The following is a 26,571-nucleotide window of genomic DNA, read 5'->3' on the forward strand; positions in this document are numbered from 1 at the left end:
CGAGGCGTTTGGTGGTGCGGTCGTGGTCGGGGCGACCGCTGGTGACCTCGGTGACCATGGTGATGCCGGTCGGGTCCATCCAGGGCGGGGCTCCCCGGAAGACCCGCAGCTCACGCGGGGCGAAGGTGATGTCCGGGATGACGCGGTTCGGAGAGGTCGAGCCGAGGACCAGGCCGGTGTTCCCCGACTGCTGCATCGGGGTCGCCGAGCGGGCGTAGACCTGGCTCACCACGAGCTCGATCGCGTCCTGGTGGTCGCCGTCCGGGGGTGGGGTCACGACGATCTGTCCCTCGATGAGCTCGGCCTTGAAGCCCTCGGGCACGGTGAGCGCCAGGAAGCCCTCTTCGAGGACCTCGTCCCGGGTCTGCGCGCGGTGGTCGGCGGCCATGACAGTCATGGTGCCCCCTCTCCGATACGACGACCAGTGTGGCGGCACCGGGGGTGTTGATGGGACGCGAGTGCCGATATCCACCCGAACGAGTGCGCGAGGCGCGGAAGGTTGACCCCGGCACCCCGGCACCCCGGCCGCCGGCACGAAACCCCCCACTCTCCACCCCGAGCCCTCACCCCGGCCCGAGCGGACGGCGCCCGCCCCGGCCGGGCCCCGTCCCACCCACCCCCGGGTGGGTCATCCCAGGTCGGTGGTGTCCAGGTCGAAGCCGAAGGGGGCCGGTAGGGGCAGCGGACGCCCGGTCGGGACGGTGTGCAGCCGGGTATAGGCCCGACCGGGTGCCCCGGGGTCGTCGACGGGCACGGTCGGGTGGCTGAACAACGACACCATGGCCCGCTCGCGCTCGATGAGCAGGTGGAACGGGATACCGGCCTCGGCGTAGGCCCGCCGCCGCAGCGACTGTTCCTCCTCGCCGCCCGGGAGCGCCGCGTCCACCACCATCAGAACCTCGCGACCCTCCAGCCACGGGGGTGCCCCGCGGAACAACCGTGAGTCCCGCACGGCGAAGACGGCGTCCGGCACCGCCCGCACGCAGGGGGCGTCGGGGCCGCGCCGCAACAGCAGTTCCCGGTGGACGGCGACATCGGTGTCCATGCCGCCCAGCCGCATCACCTGGCCGATGACGGTGCTGATCAGGTCGGCGCACTCGGGGTCGTGCCGGGGTGGGCCGGCGGTCGTCATGGCGACCATCGCCTCCTCCCATGCCCGGTCCCGGACCAGGAACCCGTGCCGACGGGCGAGTGCGTGGAGGGCGTTCGTCATCCGGGGGGTGGGGTGCATCGGTGGAACTCGCTTCGCGGGGATCGGGTGTGTGGGGTGTTCCGGGGGTGCGGGAGCCGGGCTCCCGGGGGCCGGCGGGTCGGGCCGCCCGTGCGGGGACATCGTGGGTCCGGTACCGGGTGGGGACGGAAATGGTACGGCGCCCCGGACCGGCCGGCGGACCGGCCGGTTCCCGCTGGGAATTACGGGACCGACGGTGAGGCGTCGTGTCCCGGCTCCTGCGGCCAGTGTGGGGCTCGTGCCCGGGGCGCCTCCCCGAACTCCTCGGTCATCGCCCGAAAGAGTGAAAAGCCGGGGCGAAAAGGGAGTGGAGGGGTGCGAAGGCGTGAAGAGAAGCCAGGAAGGCGCGGGAGGAGGCGCGGGCGACGGGGAGTGCGCGGCCTCGCCGGCCGGGGAAGGGCCGGTGTGGCGGCCCGAACGGCCCTGGTGCCCCGGCGGCACCACCCGCCCGCCCGGCGCGGCCCTGGTGGTGCCACCGGTCCCGGCTCCCCTCCGGAAGGTGTCCGACGGGCCGCGCGGAGGGGCGCCGACAGGGGCGGCCGGGCGCCGGCCGGCACCGCCCCGGGGAGTGACGGGTTCCGACGCGCATGCGGAATCGCGCTTGAGCGTAGTAGACTCAACATTGTGCATGGTCGGGGCATCAGTCGATCGGCCCGTCGGGGGCGCTTCGGAAGCGGGCGTCCCGGAAGCGGGCGGTCCGGTGCGCGGACCGTCCCACGAGCCACCCACCACCCGACCGGACGCCGGAGGAGGAGAGCCCCCAGGTGAACGCCGAGCTGACCAACAGGAGCCGGGAAGCGATCGGCGCGGCCAACAACCGCGCCCTGACCGACGGCCACCCCGACATCACCCCCGCCCACCTCCTGCTCGCTCTCCTGGAGGGGCAGGACAACGAGAACATCCGCGACCTGTTGGCCGCCGTCGAGGCGGACCAGGCGGCGCTGCGTTCCGACGCCGAGCAGTTGCTCGGCGCGCTGCCGAGCGTGCAGGGAGCCTCCGTCGCCAAGCCGCAGCCCAACCGCGAGCTGTTGGCGGTCATCGCCGACGCCTCCAAGCGCGCCGGTGAGCTGGGCGACGACTACGTCTCCACCGAGCACCTGTTGATCGCACTGGCCGCCCGGGGCGGGGACACCGCCGAGCGGATGCGCCGCCAGGGCGCCACGGACGAGGCGCTGGACGAGGCGTTCCGTGCCGCCCGGGGCGGCCGTCGGGTGGACTCCCCGGATCCCGAGGGCAGCTACAAGGCGCTGGAGAAGTTCGGCACCGACCTGACCGCCGCCGCCCGCGAGGGCCGGCTGGACCCGGTGATCGGCCGCGACCACGAGATCCGGCGCGTCGTGCAGGTGCTCTCCCGCCGGACCAAGAACAACCCGGTGCTGATCGGCGAGCCGGGGGTCGGCAAGACCGCCGTGGTGGAGGGGCTGGCCCAGCGCATGGTCAAGGGCGACGTGCCCGAGTCGCTGCGCGACAAGCGCCTGGTCTCCCTCGATCTCGGTGCCATGGTCGCCGGCGCCAAGTACCGGGGCGAGTTCGAGGAGCGGCTGAAGACCGTCCTGGCCGAGATCAAGGCGAGCGAGGGGCGGATCGTCACCTTCATCGACGAGCTGCACACCGTGGTCGGCGCCGGCGCGGGTGGCGACTCCGCGATGGACGCGGGCAACATGCTCAAGCCGATGCTGGCCCGCGGCGAACTGCGGATGGTGGGCGCCACCACCCTGGACGAGTACCGCGAGCGGATCGAGAAGGACCCGGCGCTGGAGCGCCGCTTCCAGCAGGTGCTGGTCGCCGAGCCGACCGTCGAGGACTCCATCGCCATCCTGCGCGGCCTCAAGGGCCGCTACGAGGCCCACCACAAGGTGCAGATCGCGGACAGCGCCCTGGTGGCCGCCGCGACCCTCTCCGACCGGTACATCACCTCCCGTTTCCTCCCCGACAAGGCCATCGACCTGGTGGACGAGGCCGCCTCCCGGCTGCGCATGGAGATCGACTCCTCCCCGGTGGAGATCGACGAGCTGCAGCGCGGCGTGGACCGGCTGCGGATGGAGGAGCTGGCGCTGGCCAACGAGTCCGACGAGGGCTCCCGGCAGCGGCTGGAGCGCATCCGCCGCGAGCTGGCCGACCGCGAGGAGGAGCTGCGCGGCCTGACCGCCCGCTGGGAGAAGGAGAAGAGCGGCCTGAACCGGGTCGGTGAGCTCAAGGGGCGCCTGGACGAGGTGCGGGGTCTGGCCGAGCGCGCCCAACGCGACGGTGACTTCGAGACCGCCTCCAAACTGCTCTACGCCGAGATCCCGGCGTTGGAGCGGGAGCTGGCCGAGGCCTCGGAGGCGGAGGAGGCCGAGCAGTCGGTCGACGGCGCCGGCCCGGACAAGCTGGTGAAGGAGGAGGTCGGCCCGGACGACATCGCGGACGTGGTGGCCTCCTGGACCGGTATCCCCGCCGGCCGGCTGCTGGAGGGCGAGACGGAGAAGCTGCTGCGGATGGAGCAGGAGCTGGGGCGCCGCCTGATCGGGCAGAGCGAGGCGGTGCGGGCGGTCTCCGACGCGGTGCGGCGCAGCCGGGCCGGGGTCTCCGACCCGGATCGGCCCACCGGTTCGTTCCTCTTCCTGGGTCCCACCGGTGTCGGCAAGACCGAGCTGGCGAAGGCGCTGGCCGACTTCCTCTTCGACGACGAGCGGGCGATGGTCCGCATCGACATGAGCGAGTACGGCGAGAAGCACTCGGTGTCCCGACTGGTGGGCGCCCCGCCCGGTTACGTGGGGTACGAGGAGGGCGGCCAGCTCACCGAGGCGGTGCGGCGGCGCCCGTACACGGTGGTGTTGCTGGACGAGGTGGAGAAGGCGCACCCCGAGGTCTTCGACGTGCTGTTGCAGGTGCTCGACGACGGTCGGCTGACCGACGGCCAGGGCCGGACGGTGGACTTCCGCAACACCATCCTCGTGCTCACCTCCAACCTCGGCAGTCAGCATCTGCTGGACCCGACCGAGAGCGCGGAGCAGCAGCACGCGGCGGTGATGGCGGTGGTCCGGGCGACCTTCCGCCCGGAGTTCCTCAACCGGCTGGACGACGTGGTGGTCTTCGAGTCGCTGACCGGCGACGAGCTGGGGCACATCGCCCGGCTCCAGCTGGACGCCCTGCAGCGGCGGCTGGTGGACCGGCGGCTCCTCCTGGAGGTGTCGGACGCCGCGCTGCGCTGGCTGGCCACCGAGGGGAACGACCCGGCCTACGGGGCCCGTCCGCTGCGCCGCCTGGTGCAGACGGCGGTCGGCGACCCCCTGGCGCGGGAGATCCTCGCGGGCGGGGTGCGGGACGGGGACACCGTGACGGTGGACGTCGATCCGGACGGTGCCGGTCTCCGGGTTGCCGGAACCTGAGGGCGATGCGTAAGGATGGAAGTTCACGCCACCGCGTACGAAGGGACCCATCCGTGTCTGTCGATCCGTCCTCCATCCCGAACTTCGGTGGCCGCCCGCCGCAGTCCGGCCAGTCCGGCCAGTCCGGCCAGCAGGGACAGCAGCAGGGCCAGCCGAAAAAGCCGGTGGGGCCGATCCTGCCGGACCAGGAACTGGTCAAGCGCCTGCTGGACCAGATGAAGCTGAAGTACGTGGTGGACAAGGAGGGCGACCTGGTCGCCCCCTGGGAGCAGTTCCGCACGTACTTCATGTTCCGTGGCGAGAAGCAGCAGCGGATCTTCTCGGTGCGCACCTTCTACGACCGGCAGCACACCATCGAGGACAAGGCGCGCCTGCTGGAGACGGTCAACGACTGGAACCGTCGCACGCTGTGGCCGAAGGTGTACACCCACACCCACGACGACGGCAGCGTCCGGCTGATCGGTGAGGCGCAGCTGCTGATCGGCATGGGCGTGGCGCTGGACCAGTTCATCTCCAGCACGGTGAGCTGGGTGCGGGCCTCCATCGAGTTCGACAAGTGGCTCGTGGAGACCCTGGGGCTGGCCAAGGACGCCGACTCGGCGGAGGAGGGCACGGACTCCGGCGAGGCCGGTGCCGAGGCGGCCGACACCGGGGCCGCCGAGGGCACCGCCGGTGACGACGGCTCCTCCCTCGACAAGGGGGACGCCGACGAGACGGGCGACGGCGACAAGGGCCCCCGGGCCGACTGAGACCCCTGTCCGGCCCCGCGCCGGGACCGACCCATCGGGCCCCCGGCCGCGCCCGCGGCCGGGGGCCCGCCGCTGTCGGGGCCACGGCTCGGTGAGGGGTCCCGCCCGGGGTGACGGGAGACCGGCACCGACGGGGTCGGAGGCCCGTCACGAAGGTCCCGGACGTTCCGCCGCCCGGGACGCGCTCCGGGCGCTTGGCGGGCGCCCCGCGGGCCCTCCGCCGCGTCTGGGGACTCCACCGGGACGGGACACCACCACTCGACCCCCGGCCGGCCCGGACACGACGGCGGTGTGACGGCTCACGCGGGAGTGACGGGCTTTCCCGACCCGACCGACCTCTCCCGACCCGGCCGATTCGCCGGGCGCCGCCACCACGGAGCCGCGCCGGAGTGGACACCACCACCCCAACCCGGGCCGTCCGGTCCGGTGGGCGCCCCGCCTCCGCCCCCGGGCCCGGTCGCCCCGGTGCCGGGTCGCCCGGACACGGCCCCGGGGCGGACGGCACGGCCCCGCCCCCGGACACACCGGGAGCCCCGGACCGTGACGGTCCGGGGCCCCGATGCGCTGCCGTCGGAACGCGGGAGACCCGCGAGGGACGGGAGGGTGACGGTGGTGCTCAGATCACCTTCCGGTCCTCCTCCGCGAAGTGGCAGGCGACCGGGTGGCCCGATCCCCGATCCACCAACGCCGGCTCCTCGGTGGCGCAGATCTCCTGCGCCTTCCAGCAGCGGGTCCGGAAGCGGCAACCGCTCGGCGGGTCTATCGGGCTCGGCACGTCGCCGGTGAGCACCGTCCGCCTGCGCTCGCGCTCCTTCCTCGGGTCGGCCAGCGGCGCGGCCGACAACAGGGCTTGGGTGTAGGGGTGGGAGGGACGCTCGTAGACCTCCTCGCGGGGGCCCGTCTCCACCACCTTCCCCAGGTACATCACGGCGACCCGGTCCGAGATGTGTCGCACCACCGACAGGTCGTGGGCGATGAACACGTACGCCAGACCCAACCGGTCCCGCAGGTCCTCCAGCAGGTTGACGACGCCCGCCTGCACGGACACGTCCAGCGCGGAGACCGGCTCGTCGAGCACCAGCAGCTTCGGCTCCAGGGCCAGCGCGCGGGCGATGCCGATGCGCTGGCGCTGTCCGCCGGAGAACTCGTGCGGGTAGCGGTTGCCGTGTTCGGGGCTCAGGCCGACCAGCGTGAGCAGTTCGGCGACCCGGTCCTTGCCGCCCTTGCGCCAGCGGCCGTGTACCTTCAGCGGCTCGGCGATGATGTCGTTCACCGGCAGCTTGGGGTTGAGGGAGGCCATCGGGTCCTGGAAGACCATGCCGGCGTCGCGGCGCGTCCGCTGCATCGCGGAGCGCTTGAGGCCGGTGATCTCCCGCCCCTCGAAGCGCACCGAGCCCGAGGTGGGCTTGATGAGCTGGAGGATGGCGCGGCCGGTGGTGGACTTTCCGCAGCCGGACTCGCCGACCACGCCGAGCGTCTGCCCGGCGCCGACGGACAGGGAGACACCGCTGACGGCCTGCACCTGCCCGACGACGCGACGCAGCACGCCGCCGCCCACGACGGGGAAGTTCACCACCAGGTCGGTGACGGTCAGCAGGTCCTCGGTGGGGGCGTCGACCGTGGCGGTCGCGCCGGACTCGGGGGTGGTGGTCATCGTCCCTCCTCCCTCTCGGCAAGGAGCTCGGCCTCGGTGCGGAAGAACACGGTGGCGTCCTCCTCGGCTCCGAGTCGGTCGCTGTGGTGGCAGGCGGCACGGTGCTCGCCGATGGGGCCGGTACCGGCCGACGCGGGGGCCTCGCCGGCCTCGGTGAGCCCCTCGGCCGTCCCGCCCACCGCCAGCAGCTCCGGCTCGTTCTCCCGGCACTCGTCGGTCACCAGCGGGCACCGGGGGCTGAACGGGCACCCCCGCGGCATGTGGATCAGCGACGGCGGGGTGCCGACGATGGGCCGCAGTCGCTCGGTCCGCTCGCCCTCCATGGAGGGGATCGAGCCGAGCAGGCCGGCGGTGTACGGCATGTGCGGGCGGTAGAAGACCTCGTCGGTGGCGCCGATCTCCACCGGCTTCCCGGCGTACATCACCAGGGTGCGGTGGGCCATGCCGGCGATCACGCCGAGGTCGTGGGTGATCATCACGACCGCCGCGTTGACCGCGTCCTTCACCTCGAGGAGCTTCTCGAGGATCTGGGCCTGCACGGTGACGTCCAGGGCGGTGGTCGGCTCGTCCGCGATGATCACGTCCGGGTCGTTGATGATCGCCATGGCGATGACCACGCGCTGGCGCATGCCGCCGGAGAACTCGTGCGGGTAGGCGCGCAGGCGGCGGTCCGCCTGCGGGATGCCCACCAGCTCCAGCATCTCCTTGGCCCGGGCCATGGCCTTGGCCCGGGGCACCAGCTCGTGGGCGAGCACGGCCTCGGCGAGCTGGTCGCCGACGGTGTGCACGGGGTTGAGCGAGGTCATCGGGTCCTGGAAGACCATGGCGATCTTCCGGCCGCGCAGCGAGCGCTGCTGCTTGGGCCGCATGGTCAGCAGGTCCTGCCCGCGGTACAGCACCCGGCCGTGGACGCGCGCGCTGCGGGGCAGCAGGCCCATCACGGCCATCGAGGAGACCGACTTGCCGGAGCCGGACTCGCCGACGATGCCGAGCACCTCGCGGGCGCGCACGGTGTAGTCGACACCGCGCACCGCCTTCACGGAGCCCTCGTCGGTGGGGAACTCCACCGTGAGGTTCTCCACCCGCAGGACCTCCTCGTCCAGCGGGGGCTTGGAGTCGGCGAGGGTGTAGGCGGTGTGCACCGATTCGGCGGACTCGGCGAGCGCGTCGCCCTCCCCGGCCGCCGCCTTGAGCAGGTCGTCGGAGGGCTGGAGGGGGGTATTCATGCTCATCAGGCACGCACCCTGTTCTGTCGGGGGTCGAAGGCGTCGCGCAGGCCGTCACCGATGAAGTTGATGGACAGCGCGGTCGCGATGATGAACACGCCGGGCCAGTAGAACAGCCAGGGGCGGGTCATCATGGCCGTCCGGTACTCGTTGATGATCTTGCCCAACGAGGTGTCCGGGGCCTGGACGCCCAGGCCGAGGAAGGACAGCGCGGACTCCAGCAGGATCGCCGACGAGATGGCCAGGGTCACCGAGACGACGATGATGCCGACGACGTTCGGCAGCAGGTGCTTGAAGATGATCCGGGCAGAGGAGGTGCCGACCGAGCGGGCGGCCTCCACGAACTCCTTCTCCCGCAGCGCCAGGACCTCGCCGCGCACCAGGCGGGCGGTCTGGGTCCAGGTGACCAGGCCCAGTACCAGGCCGAGGGTGACGATGTTCTGGTTGCCCCACATCACCGCGACCATGGCGGCGAAGAGCAGGGTGGGGATGGTGATCATCAGGTCGGTGACGCGCATCAGGGTGGCCTCGGCCGGGCCGCGGAAGTAGCCGGCGACGGCGCCGATCACGGTGCCGACCGCGGTGGCCACCAGACCGACGATGAGCGCGATCACCAGGGATATCTGGGTACCGCGCATCACCACCGCGAAGTAGTCGCGGCCGATGTTGTCCTGGCCGAAGGGGTGTTCCCCGAGGTGGATGCCGCCACCGCCGAGGAAGCCCGGCCACAGGCCCAGGGTGGGCCGGCCTCCGTTGACCAGGTCGGCGGTGTTGACGGGGTTCTTGTCCCACCAGCCCGGGATGGGGCCGGCGCCGATCGAGGTCACCGCCAGCGCGACGACGAAGGCGAACATCACCATGCCGGCGATGGCGCCGCGGTGCCGCACGAAGCGGCGGATGACGAGTTGGGTCTGGGTACGGGCCTTGATGTCCATACCCTGGGCGGCATCACTCGCGCCGGGGGTCTGTCCCGGGGCCGCCGCCGGGGTGGGCTGCACCATGACGGTCTCCTTTCAGGACAGCCGGATACGGGGGTCGAGGTAGGCGTAGACGATGTCCGCGATCATGTTGAAGATCACGATCGCCGCGCCCGCCACCAGGAAGAACGCCATCACCGGGTTGGGATCGCGTTCGTTGATGCCGGTGATCAGCAGGTCGCCCATCGCCCGCCAGCCGAAGACCGCCTCGGTGACGACGGCGCCGCCCAGGACGGTGCCGATGTCGTAGGCGACCAGGGTGGTGATGGGGATCAGGCCGTTGCGGAAGGCGTGCCGCAGGATGACGGTGCGCTCGGGCAGGCCCTTGGCCCGCGCGGTGCGCACGTAGTCCTGGTTCATGACCTCCAGCATGCTGGCCCGGCTGTACCGGGTGTAGCTGGCCAGTGAGATCAGCAGCAGCGTCATGGTCGGCAGGATCAGGCTGCCGAAGGAGTCCAGGCCGTGCTGCCAGAAGGTGCCGCTGTAGTTCGGGGTGCTGGCGCCGATGGTGGAGATCGGACGCCCGCGCACGGACTCGCTGAAGGCGGCGAAGGACTGCAGCATCCGGTCCACGAAGATCACGCCGGCGGTGAACACGCCGGTGAGGATCGCGACCGGGACGGCCGAGCGCCGGTACAGCTCGCCGCCGACGAAGCGGCCCACCGCCCAGCAGATCACCACGGTCAGCAGCGCCAGCATCCCCATGAACCACCACGTGGGGTCGTCCAGGAAGGGCAGCAGCGCGAAGTGGGAGACCAGGCCGAGGGCGGCACAGATCACCGCCGCCTTCATGGTGGGGTTCCACTCCAGGCCGCTGAAGAGGGTGGCGAAGCCGACGGCCGCGGCGCCGGCGGTCAGGCCGATGACGATCGGGCCCAGGCCCGGGTCGGCGAACCAGCCGGTGGCCGAGAGCACGGCCAGCAGCACGGCGGTGACGCCGGAGGCGACGCCGAAGGCCATCAGACGGGTGCGGCGGTCGGTGACCAGCAGCGAGGAGAAGACCATGCCCATGAACAGGGCGACGAGTCCGATCACCCACCAGGCCAATGATGGATCGGCCAACCAGTCGTTGAACTCGATGGCGCCGTACTGCTTGAGCAGGGTGGCCACCCAGAAGACCGGGAGGGAGAAGCAGACGAAGACGCCGAAGGTGACGCCCAGGTCCAGCGCGCTGTACTGGCGCAGCGCGGAGATGACACCGATGCCGACGCCGATGACGATCGACAGGACGGTGGCGGCGATGACCAGCTGGAGGGTGGCGCCCAGCGCCCGCTCCAGCATGATGTTGACGTCCTGGCCGACCCGGTTGGTGCCCAGGTCGCCGGTGAGGGCGCCGCCGAGCCAGAGGAAGTAGCGGGCCACGACGGGTTTGTCGAGGTTCATCCGCTCGGTCCGGTCGGCGATGGCCGCCGCCCGGTCCTGCGGGGGGAGTTCCCTGAGGTCGGCCAGGGGATCCCCGAGGTTGGCGGCCATGATGTACACCACGAAGGTGGCTGAGAAGAAGATCAGCACCGAGGTGACGAGTCGCCGCGCGATGAAGGCAAGCATGACGCTGACTCCTGGAGTTCAGGAAGGGAAACCGGAGCGGAGCGCGGACCGCTCGAGACGGGTCGGGACGCGGGCCCGACGTGCGGCGAGCGGGGCCGGGAGGCGATGCCCCCCGGCCCCGCTCGTGCTGTGGTGTCGCGGTCGCCGCGTCGTGGATCCGGCTTCGGGGCCGGATCACTCCGCGTGCGGTGGACGGCGTACTCCCGCGGGGCTCACCCCGCCGGGAGTCAGCCGATCCGCCACTCCGGCTGGTTCCAGACGTAGCTGTCCTGAGCCGGGCTCGGCTTCACGTTCTCCAGGTTGTCGGCGTAGGCCAGCAGACCCGGGTGGGCGAACAGCGGGATGGTGACCAGGTCCTCCCACAGGATCCGCTCGACCTCGTAGATCAGCTCGGCCTGCGCGTCCAGGTCGGTGGTCTCCAGGATCTCCGACAGGACCTCGTCCAGCTCCTCGTTGGCGTAGCAACCGTTGTTGTTGCCCTTGCCCTCGGGGGTGCACTCGGCGCTGCGGAAGGTGGAGTTCCAGCCGCTCACCTGGGCGGAACCGACCCAGGCGTACATCGCCACGTCGTAGGTGTTCTGGGACAGACCACCGTCGAGGTCGAAGAAGTTGGCCTCGAAGTACGGCTGGATGTCGAAGCCGGCCTCGTCGCAGCTCTCCTTGATGAGCTGGGCGGTGTTCTCGCGGCGCTGGTTGTCGGCGATGGCGCCGATGCGGACGGTGGTGCCGACGGCGTCGGCCTCCTCCAGCAGGTCACGGGCGGCCTCGATGTCGGCCTGGCCGTACTGGTCGCCGCCGCTGTACTCCACGGCCGCCTCGTAGTTCGGCTCGAACGGCGCGACGTTGCGGACGTCCTGCGGCTCCGCGGTCTCGGCGATCGGGTTGATCAGACGCTGCACGATGACGTCGCGCGGCACACAGAGGGTGAACGCCTCACGCAGCCGGACGTCGTCGGCCAGGCTGCCGCTGTCGAAGTTGAAGTCCAGGTGCTCGTAGACGTACTGGTCGAACTCCTCCAGCACGACGCCCGGCATGGCCTGCAGCTGGTCCTTGATGTCGGCGTCCGGCTGCGGCTGGATGATCTGGACGTCACCGTTCTGCAGCGCCTGCGGCTGCTCGGTGCCCGGCACCAGTCGGTAGACGACCTCGGCCACGCCCGGGGCCTCGCCCCAGTACTCCTCGTTGTAGGAGAGGGTGACGGTCGAGCCGGGCTCGTAGCCGCTCAGCTTGAACGGACCGGAGGACGGCAGGAGGGACTCGTCCGGGAGCGAACCCTGGATGGTCCAGCCCTCGTTGAAGAAGGTCGCGGCCTCCTCCAGTGCGTCGACGTCCTCGTCCAGGATGGCCTGCGTGAAGTCCTCGACGCTGTCGAAGCCGCCCTGCTCGGCGACCACGTGCGCGGGCATCATCGAGGTGTTGCCACCGCTGGGACCGTTGGACTCCCAGTCGGCGTAGGGACGGTCGTAGACCAGGGTGAAGGTCTTCTCGTCGCCCTCGCAGCCGGGGGACTGGACGTCCTCGATGCCGCCGGTGCCGATGACGGAGAAGAGGGGCTGCTCCTGGGTCTCGGTCTCGCCGGTCGGCTCGCCCTCGTCGTCCAGGACGTCGACCTCGCGCTCGGTGGTCAGGTGCGCGCCCTGCTGGGCCCACCACAGCGTGGCGTCGTTGCAGTCGATCGGGACACCGTCCGACCAGACGGCGTCCTCGTGGATCGTGTACTCGACGGTCAGCGGGTCCTCGGAGGTCAGCTCATAGGTGCCGAACTCGGTGTTCCGCTGGACGGAGCCGTCCTCGCCGAAGTGCCAGAAACCGGTGGTCACCCACAGGTTGACCACGCTGTTCTTCAGCGAGTTACCGGTGGCGACGGTGTTGTTGTAGGAGTCGTACTCCTGGTCGTTGGCGACGTAGATCGAGCCGCTGGGACCGTCGCCGGTCCCGCTCGCGGCGTCGGTGTCGCCACCGTTGCCGCTGCTGTCATCGCTGCTGCACGCGGAGAGGACAAGAGCCCCTCCGAGTGCCGCGGCGACCAGTTTCGACGTTCTGCCGAATCGGGTCATCTTTCGGGCCTTCCGCGGTGTGATGACTTCGGGTGTGAAGTTGCCCGGAAGCCTCCTCACAGATCGCGAAGACAACAAGTGCGTACCGGAGACCGTTGTGCAGCCGAGATACGAATCAATCTGAGTTGTGACCCCGGGATCACCCGAAAGAGGGAGCAAGTCGCACAAATCCACGTCCGCGGTTCGCGGTGAGCGTGCATGACCGTTCGTAATCCGGGCGGCCCCGGGTGAACACCTGACCGGAGATGCCCTCCGGGGGGTGGAAAGTGACCCAAGATGGATCAAATCCCCGTCGCTCCTGGACGGTTCGTGGTTCCTTGGTGAGGTGGCGGCGGGTTCGGTCCGTCCCGGGGTGACGGGCCCGCCCATCGCCCCCCGGTCGTCTCCCGTTCGCACCCCTGTACCCGCTCGTCCCCCGCGTCCGTCGGCGTCCCCTTTTCCCGTCCTCCCGTTCCGGTCCCCGCTCCTCCGGTCGCTCCGGGGTGACGGGGGCGGAGGGTGGGAATCCCGCCGGCCGAGAAATTCGTGCTGACTACATCTTTGCATCCGCCCACCGGTGTGTCGCACCCGGTACCACCGCCCCCGGGTCCGACCCCGGTCGCTCCTTTTCTTCCCCGGGGTCGGACCCGTCACTCTTTTTCGGCCGGCCCGGGCACCGCTCCCATCCGATGTCCACCGACCGTCCCCGGGCCGGTCACCGCACTGCCACGGGATGTCCGCCCGGCGCCGCGTTTCACCTTTCCGGCACCCCGGCACCCCCGTCCGCCGGTTCCCTCGAAAACCCCGACCTTCCGTCATCCCGCCGCCGCACCGGGGCGTTCCGCCGCCCCGTGCCCGCTCGTCCCCGCCCGCCTCCGCGCACCGGGAGCCGCTCGTGCTCAGATCGATCAACGCCCCCTACGCCGACACCCGTCCCGCCGACCTCGCCTGGTCCCTCGACCGCCCGCCCCTGCCCGCCCTCGCCTCCCGCTCCCTGCGGTGGGGGGACGACGAGGCCCCGCGACTCGAACTGCGCGTCCTGGGCGCCTCGCACCAGGTCCTGCTGCACCATCCGACGGGCCGGCTGGTCGAGACCGTCGCCTGCGCCCCCGACCGCACCACCCCCCTGCCGGCGGCGGTCGCCCGCCGGGACGGCGCCGTGGACTACGCCTTCTCCTCACGCGTCGAGCACCTCCCGCCGGTCGATCTCGCCGCCCGCGCCGAGGAGGTGACCGAGCTGACCGCCGATCACCCGCACGGGCTGATCGGTGTCTTCCCCGGCCGCCCCCACTCGCTCACCGCCCTGCTCGCCCACCGTCGGCCCGACGGGGTGGACTGGGAGACCTGGCACACCTACCCCGACGCGGGCGCGGTCGTCGTCACCCGGGGCCGGGTGGCCACCGGCCGTCGGGACACCGTCCCGACCGGCCTTCCGATTCCCGCCGCCCGGCGCACCCCGGAGAACCCGCGCGTCGGCACGGGCCGTCCGACGCCGTCCCGGGTCGGTGGATCGCCCCGAAGTGACGGGAGGACCCGCCCGCCGGCCGGCGGGTACGGGGAATGACCCCCTCCCGGTGGGTAGGCTCCGGCCCATGGAGCACGAGGTGTACATCCCGTATTCCGCCGCGGAGGTGCGGACCGCGCTCGGCGACCCGGCCCGCGCCCTGGACCACGTTCCGGGGTTCCATCCCGATCCCGGCTCCGAACCCGACGCCCCCGGCGGGCGCCTGCGGGTCCGCGTCGGGGGCTCCACCATCACCTACCGGGGCACCCTGGCCGTCGTACCGCGCGGCGAGGGCTTCGCCGTCACAGCCGAGGGGGCCGAGACGCGCGGCGACGGTGAGGTCCGGCTGACCCTGGACGTGGTGCCCCGGCCGGTCGCCGACGGCACCGGCACCACCCTCGTCTTCAGTGGCGTCCTCCACGCCGGGGGCCGTCTCGCGGACACCGAGCCCCGGCAGCGGGACGCCGCCGCCCGGCGCCTCCTGGACCGCTTCGCCGGCGCGCTGACCGCCTCCCTCGGCTCCGCCGGGGCGCGAGCCGCGAACCCGGCGGACGGCGCCCCGGGAGGCTCCGGCGGCGGTATCCCGCTGTTGGGTGCACCCGACAGCGGCGCGGACACCTCCGACAGCGGTGGGCCCCCGGCCGACGCCGCGGCCGGGACCCTCCCCGGCGGGACCGGGGACGCGATGGCGCGCGATACGTCCGACACCCCCGGCCGTGACTCCGGTGGAACTCCCGCCGAGGCGGCCCCCGATGGCGACGGACGCCCCTCCGGTGCCACACCGGGGGCCGGGGAGCCGGTGGAGCCCGAGGGTTCCGACGCCTCCGGCGACGCCGACCGGACCCCCGGGGAAAGCGGAACCGAAGGGGTCGGGGACGCCGAGGCGGAGAGGGCCGAGGGGCCCGACGCCGCCGAGGGGCCCGACGCCGATGACACCGCCGGATCCGACATCGAGGCGGAGCCGGCCGACGAGCCGGCCGACGACGGGTCCGGGACCGTCGACGACACCGACATCCTGCCGCCCGGGCCCGTTCCGGTGACCGGCCCCGACCTGGTCGCCGCCGGTCCGCTCGCCCCCGAGGCCGATCTCGCCCGGCGCACCATGATCGGCCGCAGTGCCGAGGAGGTGGACCACGCGCCCCCGCGCGGTCGTTACGCCCCCGAGCCCGGTCCCGGCGTCCTGGTCTCCGGGCGTGGCGTGCTGCGCTGGGCCGGGCCCGCCGCGGCCCTGGCGGCCGCCGCCGGGGCGGTGTTGGTCGGCCGAGCCCTGCGCCGTCGTCGCTGACCCACCGGCCGTTGCCGGTCGATCGAGGCCGGCGGGGCGCGGCAACTTCCCGCGAGGTCACCGGCCTCGCGGAGGGTCGGCGGGGCGCGGCGTTCCGCGCCGGGTCGCCGTTGCCCGCGTGGGGGCGCGGCCCTTTCCGCGGCGCGCCGTGCTCGCGTCGGGGTGAGGTGTCTCTTGCGGGGTTACCGCGCTCGCGGGGGTACCGCGCCGTCACCGGGGCGCGGCGTTCCGCGCCGGGTCGCCGGGTCCGCGCCGAGGTGCGGTGCCCCTGCGGATCGCGCACTCGCGGGGGTACCGCGCCGTCACCGGGGCGCGGCGTTCCGCGCGGGGTCACCGCGCCCGTCACGACGCGGGGTGTCCCGTGCCGGGGTCGGCCACGGGCGCGCGCGGCCGTCGGGGGCGCGCGCGCAACCGTTCGAGACCCTTTCGTTATCCTTGGCGGGTGACGACATCCGACGCGCGTTCAGACCTCGCCGGGGCCCCCGGCACCGACGCACCGACCCCGCCGGACACCGCCGTGCGGCTCACCGCCGGTGACACCGAGGTGACGGTCCTGCCCGACGAGGGCGCCCGCCTGTCCTCGCTGCGCATCAAGGGCACCGAACTGCTCCGCCCCGGCGATCGGTTCGGTTCCTTCGTGATGGTGCCCTGGTGCGGTCGCACCCGGCACGGTGAGATCCGGGACGGCGGCCGGGTCCACCAACTCCCGGTGGACGCCGGTCCGCACGCCATCCACGGCACCGTGCGGCGTCGCCGTTGGCACACCGCGGCCGTCGACGAGCACTCCGCGGCCATGGTCGTGGACCTCTCCGACCCCTGGCCCTGGCCCGGACGGGTGACCCAGACCGTGCGCCTCGCCGAGGACGGCGGCTCCCTGACCCTCGCCCTGGGCGTGGAGACCTCCGGCGACTCCTTCCCGGCCCAGGCCGGATGGCACCCGTGGTTCCTGCGCCGGCCGATCCCGGACGGCCCCGAGGCGCGGATCGACTTCACCCCCGCCTGGCAGGAGGAGCGCGGTTCGGACCACATCCCCACCGGGAAGCGGGTCTCCCCCGTACCCGGCCCCCGGGACGACTGCTTCGCCATGCCCGACGGGGTGGACGTCACCGTGGAGTGGCCCGGCCTGCTGCGGCTGCGGATCACCAGCCGCGCCGAGTGGGTGGTGGTCTACGACGAGCAGGAGGAGGCCGTCTGCGTCGAGCCGCAGACCGGTCCGCCCAACGGCCTGAACACCCACCCCCGCCTGGTGACGCAGTTGGAGCCGCTGGAGGTCACCACCACCTGGAGCTGGGAGACCCTCGGCTGACCCCGATCCCGACCCCAACTCCTCCGTCCCGACCCGGTTCCGCCGCCCCGCCCCCGGGGCGGCGGGACCGGCCCGCGCCCCGTTCCCCCGCGGCAGCCAAGGACCACGCCGCGGCCGTCGCCGAGCCCCCGCACGGCGCGCGGCGCCCCGTCGCATAGCCTGACCCCATGAGCGAGCGCGACCAGTTGCTGCGGCAGATCCGCGAGAAGGCCGTCGTCCACGGCCGGGTGACCCTCTCCTCCGGCTTGGAGGCCGACCACTACGTCGACCTGCGACGGATCACCCTGGACGGCGTCGCCGCCCCCCTGACCGGCCGGGTCATGCTCGACCTCACCGCGCACCTGGAGTACGACGCCGTCGGCGGTCTCACCCTGGGCGCCGACCCCGTCGCCGGCGCGATGCTGCACGCCGCCGCCGCGCGCGGCCGGCACCTGGACGCCTTCGTCGTTCGCAAGGCCGGCAAGGCCCACGGCCTCCAGCGTCGCGTCGAGGGTCCGGACGTCGCCGGCCGGCGGGTGCTGGCCGTGGAGGACACCTCCACCACCGGCGGTTCCGTGCTGACCGCCGTCGAGGCGCTGCGCGAGGCGGGTGCCGAGGTGGTCGCCGTCGCGGTGATCGTCGAGCGCGGCGGCGCCCCCGCCGTTGAGAAGGCCGGGCTGCCCTATCTGGCCGCCTACGATCTCGCGGACCTCGGCCTGGGCTGACCGGCCGGCCGGGGTCTGGGAGGATGAGCCCGACGATGACGTCGCCACTCGCTCACCCCGGCCGCCCGTGCGGCACGGAGCCGACCCGCACACGCAGATTCCAAGGAGCGGACAGATGCCCATCGCAACCCCCGAGATCTACAACGAGATGCTCGACCGGGCGAAGGCCGGCAGGTTCGCCTACCCCGCCATCAACGTGACCTCGACGCAGACCCTGCACGCGGCACTGCGGGGCTTCGCCGAGGCCGAGAGCGACGGCATCGTCCAGATCTCCACCGGTGGCGCCGAGTTCCTGGGTGGTCAGTACAACAAGGACATGGTCTCCGGCGCGGTGGCGCTCGCCGAGTTCGCGCACATCGTCGCCGAGAAGTACCCGATCAACATCGCCCTGCACACCGACCACTGCCCCAAGGACAAGCTGGACGGGTACGTCCGTCCGCTGCTGGCCATCTCCGAGCAGCGCGTCGCCGAGGGCGGGCTGCCGCTGTTCCAGTCCCACATGTGGGACGGCTCCGCCGAGACCCTCGCCGACAACCTGGAGATCGGCCGCGAGCTGCTGGCCCGCGCCGCCGCCGCCCGGATCGTGCTCGAGGTCGAGATCACCCCCACCGGCGGTGAGGAGGACGGGGTCACGCACGAGATCAACGACGAGCTGTACACCACCGTCGACGACGCGCTGCGCACCGCGGAGGCGCTGGGCCTGGGCGAGAACGGCCGCTACCTGCTGGCCGCCTCCTTCGGCAACGTCCACGGCGTGTACAAGCCGGGCAACGTCGTGCTCCGCCCCGAGCTGCTCAAGGACCTCCAGGAGGGCGTCGCCGCCCGGCACGGCAAGCAGGAGCCGTTCGACTTCGTCTTCCACGGCGGCTCCGGCTCCACCGCCGAGGAGATCGCCACCGCGCTGGAGAACGGCGTGGTGAAGATGAACCTGGACACCGACACCCAGTACGCCTTCACCCGGCCGATCGCCGACCACATGTTCCGCAACTACGGCGGCGTGCTGAAGGTCGACGGCGAGGTCGGCGACAAGAAGACCTACGACCCGCGCAGCTGGGGCAAGCTGGCCGAGGCCGGCATGGCCGAGCGGATCACCCGCGCCTGCGCGGACCTGCGCTCCACCGGCACCAAGCTGAAGTGATCGCCGGCGCGGCCGACCCCACTCCCCGGAGCCCGGGGTCGCCGCGCCGACATCGCCGCCCACGGCCCGGACACCTGTCCGGGCCGTGGGCGTTCACGCTCCGGGGCGCGCGAGGAGGCGTGTGAGCGGGCGCGGGGGCGGGCGGGTTCGACCCCGGGCCGGAGGTCCCGGCACACTGGGGACCATGGTCACGCACGAGAACCTCCTCGGGGGTCCGCCCCCGACCCACCTGCCCGACGACCCCGGTCCCCGCGAGGCCCTGGCCTCCGGCGCCGACCCGGCCGAGGTGGCCGCCGCGCACCCGTCCTCCTCGCTGGCCTGGGCCCAGCTCGCCGACGACGCCTTCGAGGCCGGTCGGCCCGTGGAGTCCTACGCCTACGCCCGCACCGGCTACCACCGGGGCCTGGACGCCCTGCGCCGCAGCGGCTGGAAGGGCCACGGCCCGGTGCCGTGGGAGCACGAGCCCAACCGCGGCTTCCTGCGCGCGCTGCACGCCCTCGCCCGGGCCGCCGGCGCCATCGGGGAGAGCGAGGAGCACGAGCGTTGCTCGACCTTCCTCAAGGACAGCTCCCCCACCGCCGCCGACACCCTCTCCTGAGCCCCTCCCGGGCCGCCACCCGGCCGCCGCCCCGCCCCACCCCGGGGTGGGGCGGGGCGGCCGGAGGAGGCCGTGAAAGGCACGGCGGGGAGGCGGTCGAGTGCGAAGTGACATGGGGGAGTACATCGAGTACTTGACGTACTTACCCTCGAGGTACACCCTGAAAGGGACTATCGAGGAGGTCACCATGTCGGCGGTGCACTACGAGAGCTATACCCGGGCGCGTGCGCACTTGAAGGATCTCCTCGATGCGGCCGACGAGGGTCGGGTTGCCACCATCCGTCGGGATTCGGGACACGCGGCGGTGGTGGACGCGGAGCGGTTGCGCCATTACCTGATGACTGTCTGCCCTTCAAGGGCGGAAGTGGTCGCCGAAGCGGGAGGCTGGTCGGTGTTTCTTCCGGGTCTCCCCCTGGCCGCCGATGGGGCAACCTTCGACGGCGCCATAGAGGAGATGGTCGAGGTGTTGCGTGAGTACGCCGAGGACTGGCAGGAGCGCCTGCGCACCGCCCCCAACCACGAGGGCAACTGGGGTCTCGTACAACTGATCGGCCTGAGTGACGACGACTCGCTGCGTGCCTGGCTGGTGGGAACCGAGCGGTGACTTGGCCCCAGCCCGACCGGGAAAACCACGATCGTTTCTGCCGCGCCGAGCAATGGAAACGTGTCCGGGACGCGCGTGGACGTACCGATACGCGTCACATCATCTACGAGTTGGTTCTGCACGACGGCCGGACCCTGCGAACACGGATCTCCCACCCCGTGGACCGCACGGTCCATGGCGCCGCGATGTGGCGCCACATCCTGCGGGACCAACTGGAGGTGTCGGAGGAGAGGTTCTGGGCGTGTGTCCGAGAGGGGGTGCTGCCGGATCGAGGAACTCCCGAACCTCCGAGTGCTTCGCTTCCCGCCGACGTGGCCTACCTCCTCATTCACCGTGTGGGGCTGGAGGAGGCGGACGTCGCGGGTATGAACAGGGACGAGGCGCTGGCCAGGCTTCAGCGCTACTGGACGGAGGAGGGGTGAGCCGCTCCTTCCACATCCATGGAACCGACGGGAGTGTGTGCGCACCGGGCCCGAGGCCCCAACGGGCTTCTCCCGACCCGGTCACTCTGTCGGTCTCCGCGTTTCGCGTATCCCGGCTTCGCCGGGCGTGCCGGGGTCGTGAAGCCTTCCGGACGGCTCCACGGGGCCCGGCTTCCCCGTGGTCCCCGGGGCGGACGCTTCCATCGGGGCTTTCCGGGACATAGCCTGTCGCCGTCGCACCCGGCGCCGTGCCGTTCCGTCCCCGGTCGGGGGCGGTCGCGCGGCGCCGTGTCCGTATCCGCACGTCCCGGCGCCGCCCGTCGACGGGCGGCGCCCGTTCCCGGTCCGGAGCCCCGGTGACCCCGGGACCCCGGGACCCCGGCCCCGTCCCGCCCATCCGGTCGTTCCCGGAAACCCCAGGAGCCCGCCATGTGTCCCGCACCTCCCGAGTCCCACGAGCCCCCGCGGCCCGCCGAGCGGCCCGCGCCCACGAGTGCCCCCGACGCCTCCGACGGCGCGCCCGCCGATCCGCACCTGGACTTCGCCGGCACCACGCCGTACGAGGACTACGTCCACGCCGACGTGCTCACCCACCTCCAGCGCCCGCTCTCCGACGACCCCGGTGAGATGGTCTTCCTGGTCACCACCCAGGTCATGGAGCTGTGGTTCACGGTGATCGTCCACGAGTGGACCACCGCCGCCACCGCCCTGCGCCGGGACGACCTGCCCACCGCGCTCGCCGCGCTGGAGCGCTCCCGCCGCGAACTGGCCGCGCTCAACGCCTCCTGGGAGCCGCTGGCCCACCTCACCCCCGCGCGGTTCAACGCCTACCGCAGCGCGCTCGGCGAGGGATCCGGTTTCCAGTCCGCGATGTACCGGCGGATGGAGTTCCTGCTGGGCGACAAGTCCGCCTCGATGCTCGTGCCGCACCGGGGCACCCCGCGCGTGCACGCCGAGTTGGAGAAGGCGCTGCACGAGCCGAGCCTGTGGGACGAGGCGCTGGCCTTCCTCTCCCGCGAGCGGGTGCGGGCCGGCCGGGAGCCGCTGCCGACGGAGGCGCTCGAGCGGGACCGGACCCGGCCGTACGAGGCGCACCCGGCGGTGGAGGCCGCCTGGACCGAGGTGTACACCGCCGAGGCCGACGAGCGGGCGACCGGCCCCGGCCCGCTGCTGCGGCTCGGCGAGGAGCTGACCGAGGTCGCCGAGATGGTGTGGCGCTGGCGCAACGACCACCTGTCCGCCACCCGGCGGGCGATGGGCGCCAAGCAGGGCACGGGCGGGTCGGCCGGTGTCGCCTGGCTGGAGAAGCGCGCCCGCCGGACCGTCTTCCCCGAGCTGTGGACGGCGCGCAGCCATGTCTGAGACACAGGTGAACCCCGTGAACCCCGTACCCTCCGCGACTTCGGCGACCCCGGCCGCGTCGAAGGCCACCCCCATCCCGGACGCCGCCGCCCTGGACGCCGCCGACCCGCTGGCCGGGCTGCGCGATCGCTTCGTCCTCGGCGACGGCGTCTACCTCGACGGCAACTCCCTCGGCGCGCTGCCCGCCGGCGTCCCGGCCCGCCTCGCGGACGTGGTCGCCCGCGAGTGGGGCGAGCTGCGCATCCGGTCCTGGACCGAGTCCGGTTGGTGGATCGCCCCCGAGCGGGTCGGCGACCGGATCGCCCCGCTGGTGGGCGCCGCGCCGGGGCAGGTGGTGGTCGGCGACTCCACCGGCGTCAACATCTTCAAGGCGCTGGTCGCGGCCGTGCGGATGGCGGGGGAGGGGCGTGACGAGATCCTGGTGGACGGCGACACCTTCCCCACCGACGGCTACCTCGCCGCCTCCGTCGCACGGATGACCGGCCGGGAGTTGCGCCGGGTCCCGGCCGCCGGGATCGCCGGGGCCGCCGGCCCGCGCACCGCCGTGGCGCTGGTCAACCACGTGGACTACCGCACCGGCGAGCTGTACGACGCGGCGGCGATCACCGCCCGCCTGCACGAGGCGGGCGCGCTGGTCGTCCTCGACCTGTGCCACAGCGCCGGCGCGCTCCCCGTGCGGCTGGACGCCGACGGCGTGGACCTGGCCGTGGGCTGCGGTTACAAGTACCTCAACGGCGGGCCCGGTGCCCCGGCCTTCCTCTACATCCGCGCCGAGCACCAGCCGCGCTTCGACTCCCCCCTGCCGGGCTGGAACTCCCACGCCGACCCCTTCGCGATGACCGACGACCACGTGCCCGCACCCGGTGTGGCGCGCGGCCGGGTCGGCACGCCGGACATCCTCTCCATGCTCGCCCTGGAGGCGGCGCTGGAGGTCTGGGAGGGCGTGGACATCGAGGCGGTGCGGGCCAAGAGCCTGGCGCTCACCGACTTCTTCCTCGCCCGGGTGGAGGAGGCGCTGCCCGCCGGGACGGTGACCTCCGTGACACCCCGGGAGCACGACCGGCGCGGCAGCCAGGTATCGCTGCGGCACCCGGCGGCCCGGGAGGTGATGGCGGAGCTGATCCGGCGCGGAGTGGTCGGCGACTTCCGCGCCCCGGACCTGCTGCGCTTCGGCTTCACCCCGCTGTACACCTCCTTCACGGACGCGGACCGCGCGGTGCGGGTCCTCGCGGAGGTCCTCGCCGACCTCCCGGCGGGGACGCCGGGAGGGGCCGGGGCGTGAGCCCCGCCGACGGGCCCCCGCCCGCCGTTGCGGGCGAGGTCGCGGACACCGTGCCGGGCGGTGGGTCGTCCACCGTGCCCGGTGCCGTGCCGGGCGGTGGGCCCGACGCCGACGCCGGCCCCCACACCGACGGACCGGCGGGCGGGGGCACGGCCGAGACCGGTCGTGACGCCGCCGAGATCGCCGCCCTGCTCGCGTTCGACCCCGTCCCGCCGGACGCGACCCTGCGCTACGAAGTCCCGGTCGTCGACCGGGGTGCGGGCCGACCGGGGGACTCCATCGGCCCCGGGGCCGAGCCCTGTCCGGATCACGTCGTCGACCTGTACGGCACCCGTCCGGGGGACGGTCCGCCGGTCCGGGTGGTCGCCCTGCACGGTGGGTTCTGGCGGGCCGCGTACGACCGTGCCCACCTGTCCCCGGCCGCCGCCGCCCTGGCGGCGGCCGGACTGCCGGTGGCGCTGGTGGAGTACCGGCGGGTGGGAGCCGGCGGCGGCTGGCCCGCCACCGGCGAGGACGTGCGCGCGGCCCTCGACGCACTGGCCGCCGTCGGCCTCGTCGGCCCCGGCGGACCGGACGACCAGGGCTTCATGCTGCTCGGGCACTCGGCGGGCGGACACCTGGCGCTGTGGGCGGCGTGCCGCGCGATCGGTCCCGAACGGGGACGGAGCGGCCCGGCCGCCGGGCCGCGCGGCGTGGTGGCCGTGGCGCCGGTCGCGGACCTGGCGGACGCCGTGCGGACCGGTCTCGGCGACGGCGCCGCGAGCGCGCTGCTGGGCGCCGGCCCGGGCGGGACGCCGGATCCGGCGCTGCTCGCGGACGCCGACCCGGCGGCCCACCCGCCGCCCGCCGTGCCGGTGACGTTGGTGCACGGCACGGAGGACGGTCAGGTGCCGTTCGACCGCTCCGAGCGGTGGTGCGCGCGGCGCCCCGCCGACCGGCTCGTCCCCCTGCCGGACACCGGCCACTACGCCCCCATCACCCCCGGCACCCCGGCCTTCGCCCGGCTGCTCGACACCGTCCGCGACCTGTTGGGCGCCGGGCCGGGGGAGTGAACCCGGGACGCCCCCGACCGGCGGGCCCGTCGGAAGTGGTCGTCGGCGGATCCGTCAGAAGGGCCGGTCGCCGGGGTCGACGGGGTGCCCGTCGGCGTCGCCGGAGCCGAGGTCGAGCACCCGGACCGGGCGCCCCCGCCAGCCCTCCGGCCGGACGGTGACGACCACCGCCCCGTCGGGACGTTCCGGCACCGGGAGGGCGGCCCACTCGGTGTGGGCGTCCGCCCAGTCCCGGCCCCGGGCCACGGCCAGGGCGGCGGCCGGGTCCAGGGGGAGCACGACCAGGCCGGGCAGAGCGGTGATCCGGTCGGCGGTCCCCGGCCGGGTGCGGTCGGCCTCCACGAGGGCGCAGGTCGCCACCCCGAGGAACCAATCGGATTCGGCGTGCGCGCGGTGGATCAGCCGGGAGATCAGGACGTTGCCCCGACCCGCGGCGACCATCGCCGTGTGGTCGAGGACGACGTGCGGCGGGTCGGGCTGCGCCCGCTTTCCCGTCGGGTGACCGGGCGAGGGCCGGGGGATCCCCGGGCAGGCCGTACCGGTCGACGTACCGGTCGACGAGCCGTGCCGCCCACCGACCACCGGGGCGCCGTCCTGCCCGCGGCGGGGCGGGTACGGCCCCCTCACACCAGGTCCACGCGGTGCAGGCGGCGGTCGATCTCCCGGTCCAGGTCGGCGCGTTCGCCGGCGTCGGGGCCGTAGCCGTTCCAGCGGCGCAGCAGGGCCTCGGCGCGTTCGGCGCGCGCGACCCGCTCGGCGGGGGTCAGAGCGGTTTCGGCGAGGCGGGCCAGCCAGCCGCGCAGCGACAGGCCCTCGGCGGCGGCGATCTCGGCGAGGCGGTCACGGGCCTCGACGGGGATGCGGATGTTGGCGTCGGACACCGGGCGTTCCTTCCGCGTGGCGGTGGCGGTGGCGGTGGCGGTGTCCCGGCGCGGGACGCGGGGGATCCCGCACCCCGGGCCGGGTACGTCGGACGGCGTGACACGTGGGCGACAAGCGCCATTGCGTCACTATTTGTCCGTTGTGCCGGGATGTTACGGGTACGCATCCGTACCCGATGGCACGCCGCGCGGGGTGTTCGAACCACCCGCGCCCCCACCGCCCCGCACCCCCGCCGCCCCACGGCCTTCGGCCTCAGAGCCGGCGGTACATCACGTGCAGACCCACCGGCCCGAGGTCGACGTGGTCGAACGCCTCCGGCACCGTGCCGATCACCTCGAAGCCGAGCGACTTCCACAGCCGCACCGCCGCCTCGTTGGCCTCCACCACGGCGTTGAACCGGATGCCCCGGAAACCGGCCTCCCGGCACCACTCGATGACGTGTTCCCCCAGGGCCCGCCCCACCCCCGAGCCCCGGTGCGTCGGATCGACCATGAAGGAGGCCCCGGCGATGCCCGCGCCCCGCCCGGGCAGGCTCGGACCCATCTTCGCCGTCCCCACGACCCGGTCCCCGTCCACGGCCACCACCGTCCGCCACGGCGGGCCCTCCATCCACAGCGGACGGGCCTCCTCCATCCCCAGCCCCTCGGGCAGGGTGTAGGTCCGGCCCTCGTCCACGGTCCTCGCGTAAAAGGGATAAATCTGCGACCAGTCCTCGTCGCGGGCGGTGCGAATCTCCATCCGCCCACCGTACGACCGCCCCCACCGGAGCCCGGACCCGGTGCCGGTTCCCTCGTTCGGGTGGTGGGATCGCGCGCGGCACCCCTCGATCGGCCCCGGAGGACGGCCGAGGGGGACGAGGTGTCCCCGGCATGGCGGAGGGTGGGGGTGGAGCCCGGTGCGGCCCGGCCGGTTCGTCGTTACATGGAGGACTCGAACCCATGGATGTTGATCCCGCACCCTCCCATGTACATCATCAACATTTTCTCGGAGGTGGCCATGTCCCTGACGCGGATCGACATCGACGATGAGGTATTGGCGCGTGTCATGGCGTTCCTCAAGGTGAGGACCAAGAAGGAGGCGGTCAACCTCGCCTTGCGCTTCTACTCCGAGCAACAGGAGCGTGCGGCCCGTATCAGTCGTCATTTCGAGCGAGCGGAGCACTGGGGGGCCGTTGAGGACGCCGAGCGTCTGCACCGGGCGGAGAAGCACGCCCGGTGATCCACCTATTCGACACCTCCGGCCTGGTACGTCCGCTCGGCGACCCCACGCTTCAAAAGGTCTGGTACGACATGATCGACGCCGGAGCGATCGCGTCGTGTTACCCACAGCGGGTCGAGTTTCCCCACAGTGCTCGAAGCGGTCGTGAGTACGACGAGATCACCGAAATGTTCGACGACCTCTATCCGGAGATCGCGGTGCCCAAGAACGCCGGACGGTGGATCGGTGCGGTGCGGCATCGTATGGCCGGAGCCGGGGAGTACCGCAGTGCCTCGGCGGTCGATCCCATGATCGCCGCCACTGCCGCCCATCACGGCCTGACAGTGCCTCACGACGACACCGATTACCGTACCGTGGCCCGCCACGCACCCGATCTGACCGAGCACGGCATCCACGACATCGTGTGAACCCACCCCGCCGTG

Annotated in this window: 25 protein-coding genes; 15 read left to right on the forward strand and 10 right to left on the reverse strand. The window is 72.9% G+C overall.

Annotation, left to right across the window (positions count from 1 at the left end; genetic code table 11):
- Positions 1-397 (reverse strand): Uma2 family endonuclease (locus LZF96_RS11870; RefSeq protein WP_233870023.1); only part of this gene is annotated, 397 nt, incomplete at its 3' end.
- A gap of 231 nt (positions 398-628) precedes the next feature.
- Entirely contained in the window at positions 629-1,231 is a 603-nt protein-coding gene (locus tag LZF96_RS11875) for a Uma2 family endonuclease (protein WP_267940782.1), read from the reverse strand.
- A 764-nt stretch (positions 1,232-1,995) separates the two neighbouring features.
- Here LZF96_RS11875 and clpB point away from each other — a divergent pair.
- Both clpB and LZF96_RS11890 read left to right on the forward strand, forming a co-directional pair.
- Positions 1,996-4,602 carry an ATP-dependent chaperone ClpB gene (gene clpB / locus LZF96_RS11885; RefSeq protein WP_233870026.1) on the forward strand — a complete coding sequence of 869 codons (2,607 nt, stop codon included), beginning with the start codon at positions 1,996-1,998 and terminating at the stop codon, positions 4,600-4,602.
- 53 nt (positions 4,603-4,655) lie between these two features.
- A complete protein-coding gene (locus LZF96_RS11890; RefSeq protein ID WP_233870029.1) occupies positions 4,656-5,351 on the forward strand; it encodes a YbjN domain-containing protein in 696 nt (231 codons plus the stop codon).
- A 616-nt stretch (positions 5,352-5,967) separates the two neighbouring features.
- Here the strand turns inward: LZF96_RS11890 and LZF96_RS11895 are convergent.
- The 5 genes from LZF96_RS11895 to LZF96_RS11915 form a co-directional block, all read right to left on the reverse strand.
- Entirely contained in the window at positions 5,968-7,005 is a 1,038-nt protein-coding gene (locus LZF96_RS11895; RefSeq protein WP_233870032.1) for an ABC transporter ATP-binding protein, read from the reverse strand.
- Positions 7,002-8,237, reverse strand: coding sequence for an ABC transporter ATP-binding protein (locus LZF96_RS11900; RefSeq protein WP_233870035.1), 1,236 nt, complete (start codon positions 8,235-8,237; stop codon positions 7,002-7,004). Before LZF96_RS11900 ends, LZF96_RS11895 begins: the two co-directional genes overlap by 4 nt.
- Positions 8,237-9,232 (reverse strand): ABC transporter permease, encoded by a 996-nt coding sequence (locus LZF96_RS11905; protein WP_233870038.1) that lies wholly within the window; start codon positions 9,230-9,232, stop codon positions 8,237-8,239. The genes LZF96_RS11900 and LZF96_RS11905 overlap by 1 nt, the downstream gene beginning before the upstream one ends.
- Before the next feature lie 12 nt (positions 9,233-9,244).
- Positions 9,245-10,756, reverse strand: coding sequence for an ABC transporter permease (locus LZF96_RS11910; protein ID WP_233870041.1), 1,512 nt, complete (start codon positions 10,754-10,756; stop codon positions 9,245-9,247).
- Between the two features lie 227 nt (positions 10,757-10,983).
- Positions 10,984-12,813, reverse strand: a complete 1,830-nt coding sequence (locus tag LZF96_RS11915; RefSeq protein WP_233870044.1) for an ABC transporter family substrate-binding protein — start codon at positions 12,811-12,813, stop codon at positions 10,984-10,986.
- A gap of 874 nt (positions 12,814-13,687) precedes the next feature.
- Between LZF96_RS11915 and LZF96_RS11920 the strand changes: the two genes are divergently transcribed.
- The 11 genes from LZF96_RS11920 (at position 13,688) to LZF96_RS11970 (ending at position 24,049) form a co-directional block, all read left to right on the forward strand.
- Positions 13,688-14,356: a DUF2617 family protein gene (locus LZF96_RS11920; protein WP_308294188.1), complete on the forward strand. Its 669-nt coding sequence runs from the start codon at positions 13,688-13,690 to the stop codon at positions 14,354-14,356.
- 28 nt (positions 14,357-14,384) lie between these two features.
- A complete protein-coding gene (locus tag LZF96_RS11925; protein ID WP_233870047.1) occupies positions 14,385-15,581 on the forward strand; it encodes a hypothetical protein in 1,197 nt (398 codons plus the stop codon).
- Positions 15,582-16,098: 517 nt separating this feature from the next.
- Complete coding sequence (locus LZF96_RS11930) at positions 16,099-16,887, forward strand: aldose 1-epimerase (protein ID WP_233870279.1); 789 nt, start codon at positions 16,099-16,101, stop codon at positions 16,885-16,887.
- A gap of 167 nt (positions 16,888-17,054) precedes the next feature.
- Positions 17,055-17,591: a phosphoribosyltransferase family protein gene (locus LZF96_RS11935; RefSeq protein WP_233870050.1), complete on the forward strand. Its 537-nt coding sequence runs from the start codon at positions 17,055-17,057 to the stop codon at positions 17,589-17,591.
- Positions 17,592-17,706: 115 nt separating this feature from the next.
- Positions 17,707-18,729, forward strand: a complete 1,023-nt coding sequence (fbaA, locus tag LZF96_RS11940) for a class II fructose-bisphosphate aldolase (protein ID WP_233870053.1) — start codon at positions 17,707-17,709, stop codon at positions 18,727-18,729.
- Between the two features lie 184 nt (positions 18,730-18,913).
- Positions 18,914-19,327, forward strand: a complete 414-nt coding sequence (locus LZF96_RS11945) for a DUF3151 domain-containing protein (protein ID WP_233870056.1) — start codon at positions 18,914-18,916, stop codon at positions 19,325-19,327.
- 133 nt (positions 19,328-19,460) lie between these two features.
- On the forward strand, positions 19,461-19,931 hold the full coding sequence (locus LZF96_RS11950; RefSeq protein ID WP_233870059.1) for a prevent-host-death protein: 471 nt from the start codon (positions 19,461-19,463) through the stop codon (positions 19,929-19,931).
- Positions 19,928-20,353 (forward strand): cytotoxic translational repressor of toxin-antitoxin stability system, encoded by a 426-nt coding sequence (locus tag LZF96_RS11955; RefSeq protein ID WP_233870062.1) that lies wholly within the window; start codon positions 19,928-19,930, stop codon positions 20,351-20,353. Before LZF96_RS11950 ends, LZF96_RS11955 begins: the two co-directional genes overlap by 4 nt.
- Before the next feature lie 429 nt (positions 20,354-20,782).
- Positions 20,783-21,715, forward strand: a complete 933-nt coding sequence (locus LZF96_RS11960) for a tryptophan 2,3-dioxygenase family protein (protein ID WP_233870065.1) — start codon at positions 20,783-20,785, stop codon at positions 21,713-21,715.
- Positions 21,708-22,997 (forward strand): kynureninase, encoded by a 1,290-nt coding sequence (gene kynU / locus LZF96_RS11965; protein ID WP_233870068.1) that lies wholly within the window; start codon positions 21,708-21,710, stop codon positions 22,995-22,997. Before LZF96_RS11960 ends, kynU begins: the two co-directional genes overlap by 8 nt.
- A 179-nt stretch (positions 22,998-23,176) precedes the next feature.
- Positions 23,177-24,049, forward strand: a complete 873-nt coding sequence (locus LZF96_RS11970; RefSeq protein ID WP_374203207.1) for an alpha/beta hydrolase — start codon at positions 23,177-23,179, stop codon at positions 24,047-24,049.
- Between the two features lie 54 nt (positions 24,050-24,103).
- Here LZF96_RS11970 and LZF96_RS11975 read toward each other — a convergent pair whose 3' ends face one another.
- The 3 genes from LZF96_RS11975 to LZF96_RS11985 all read right to left on the reverse strand — a co-directional run bounded on the left by LZF96_RS11975 (position 24,104) and on the right by LZF96_RS11985 (position 25,669).
- Positions 24,104-24,490 carry a hypothetical protein gene (locus tag LZF96_RS11975; protein WP_233870074.1) on the reverse strand — a complete coding sequence of 129 codons (387 nt, stop codon included), beginning with the start codon at positions 24,488-24,490 and terminating at the stop codon, positions 24,104-24,106.
- Positions 24,491-24,672: 182 nt separating this feature from the next.
- A complete protein-coding gene (locus LZF96_RS11980; protein WP_233870077.1) occupies positions 24,673-24,930 on the reverse strand; it encodes a hypothetical protein in 258 nt (85 codons plus the stop codon).
- 253 nt (positions 24,931-25,183) lie between these two features.
- Positions 25,184-25,669, reverse strand: a complete 486-nt coding sequence (locus tag LZF96_RS11985; RefSeq protein WP_233870080.1) for a GNAT family N-acetyltransferase — start codon at positions 25,667-25,669, stop codon at positions 25,184-25,186.
- Positions 25,670-25,789: 120 nt separating this feature from the next.
- On the opposite strand from LZF96_RS11985, the gene LZF96_RS27350 reads away from it, so the two are divergent.
- Together LZF96_RS27350 and LZF96_RS11995 are read left to right on the forward strand one after the other, a co-directional pair.
- Complete coding sequence (locus tag LZF96_RS27350) at positions 25,790-26,149, forward strand: type II toxin-antitoxin system VapB family antitoxin (protein WP_233870083.1); 360 nt, start codon at positions 25,790-25,792, stop codon at positions 26,147-26,149.
- Positions 26,146-26,556 (forward strand): VapC toxin family PIN domain ribonuclease, encoded by a 411-nt coding sequence (locus LZF96_RS11995; protein WP_233870086.1) that lies wholly within the window; start codon positions 26,146-26,148, stop codon positions 26,554-26,556. The genes LZF96_RS27350 and LZF96_RS11995 overlap by 4 nt, the downstream gene beginning before the upstream one ends.
- Positions 26,557-26,571: the final 15 nt, after the last annotated feature.

The sequence above is a fragment of the Streptomyces sp. ST2-7A genome, assembly GCF_021390475.1.
Taxonomy (GTDB): domain Bacteria; phylum Actinomycetota; class Actinomycetes; order Streptomycetales; family Streptomycetaceae; genus Streptomyces.

Bases quoted from the DNA above. Each gene is read 5' to 3' on its own strand.
- LZF96_RS11985 (WP_233870080.1), bottom strand. From the start codon at position 25,669: ATGGAGATTCGCACCGCCCGCGACGAGGACTGGTCGCAGATTTATCCC.
- LZF96_RS11975 (WP_233870074.1), bottom strand. From the start codon at position 24,490: ATGGTCGCCGCGGGTCGGGGCAACGTCCTGATCTCCCGGCTGATCCAC.
- kynU (WP_233870068.1), top strand. From the start codon at position 21,708: ATGTCTGAGACACAGGTGAACCCCGTGAACCCCGTACCCTCCGCGACT.
- LZF96_RS11925 (WP_233870047.1), top strand. From the start codon at position 14,385: ATGGAGCACGAGGTGTACATCCCGTATTCCGCCGCGGAGGTGCGGACC.
- LZF96_RS11875 (WP_267940782.1), bottom strand. From the start codon at position 1,231: ATGCACCCCACCCCCCGGATGACGAACGCCCTCCACGCACTCGCCCGT.
- LZF96_RS11895 (WP_233870032.1), bottom strand. From the start codon at position 7,005: ATGACCACCACCCCCGAGTCCGGCGCGACCGCCACGGTCGACGCCCCC.
- fbaA (WP_233870053.1), top strand. From the start codon at position 17,707: ATGCCCATCGCAACCCCCGAGATCTACAACGAGATGCTCGACCGGGCG.
- LZF96_RS11900 (WP_233870035.1), bottom strand. From the start codon at position 8,237: ATGAGCATGAATACCCCCCTCCAGCCCTCCGACGACCTGCTCAAGGCG.
- LZF96_RS11935 (WP_233870050.1), top strand. From the start codon at position 17,055: ATGAGCGAGCGCGACCAGTTGCTGCGGCAGATCCGCGAGAAGGCCGTC.
- LZF96_RS11960 (WP_233870065.1), top strand. From the start codon at position 20,783: ATGTGTCCCGCACCTCCCGAGTCCCACGAGCCCCCGCGGCCCGCCGAG.
- LZF96_RS11910 (WP_233870041.1), bottom strand. From the start codon at position 10,756: ATGCTTGCCTTCATCGCGCGGCGACTCGTCACCTCGGTGCTGATCTTC.
- LZF96_RS11945 (WP_233870056.1), top strand. From the start codon at position 18,914: ATGGTCACGCACGAGAACCTCCTCGGGGGTCCGCCCCCGACCCACCTG.
- LZF96_RS11915 (WP_233870044.1), bottom strand. From the start codon at position 12,813: ATGACCCGATTCGGCAGAACGTCGAAACTGGTCGCCGCGGCACTCGGA.
- LZF96_RS11905 (WP_233870038.1), bottom strand. From the start codon at position 9,232: ATGGTGCAGCCCACCCCGGCGGCGGCCCCGGGACAGACCCCCGGCGCG.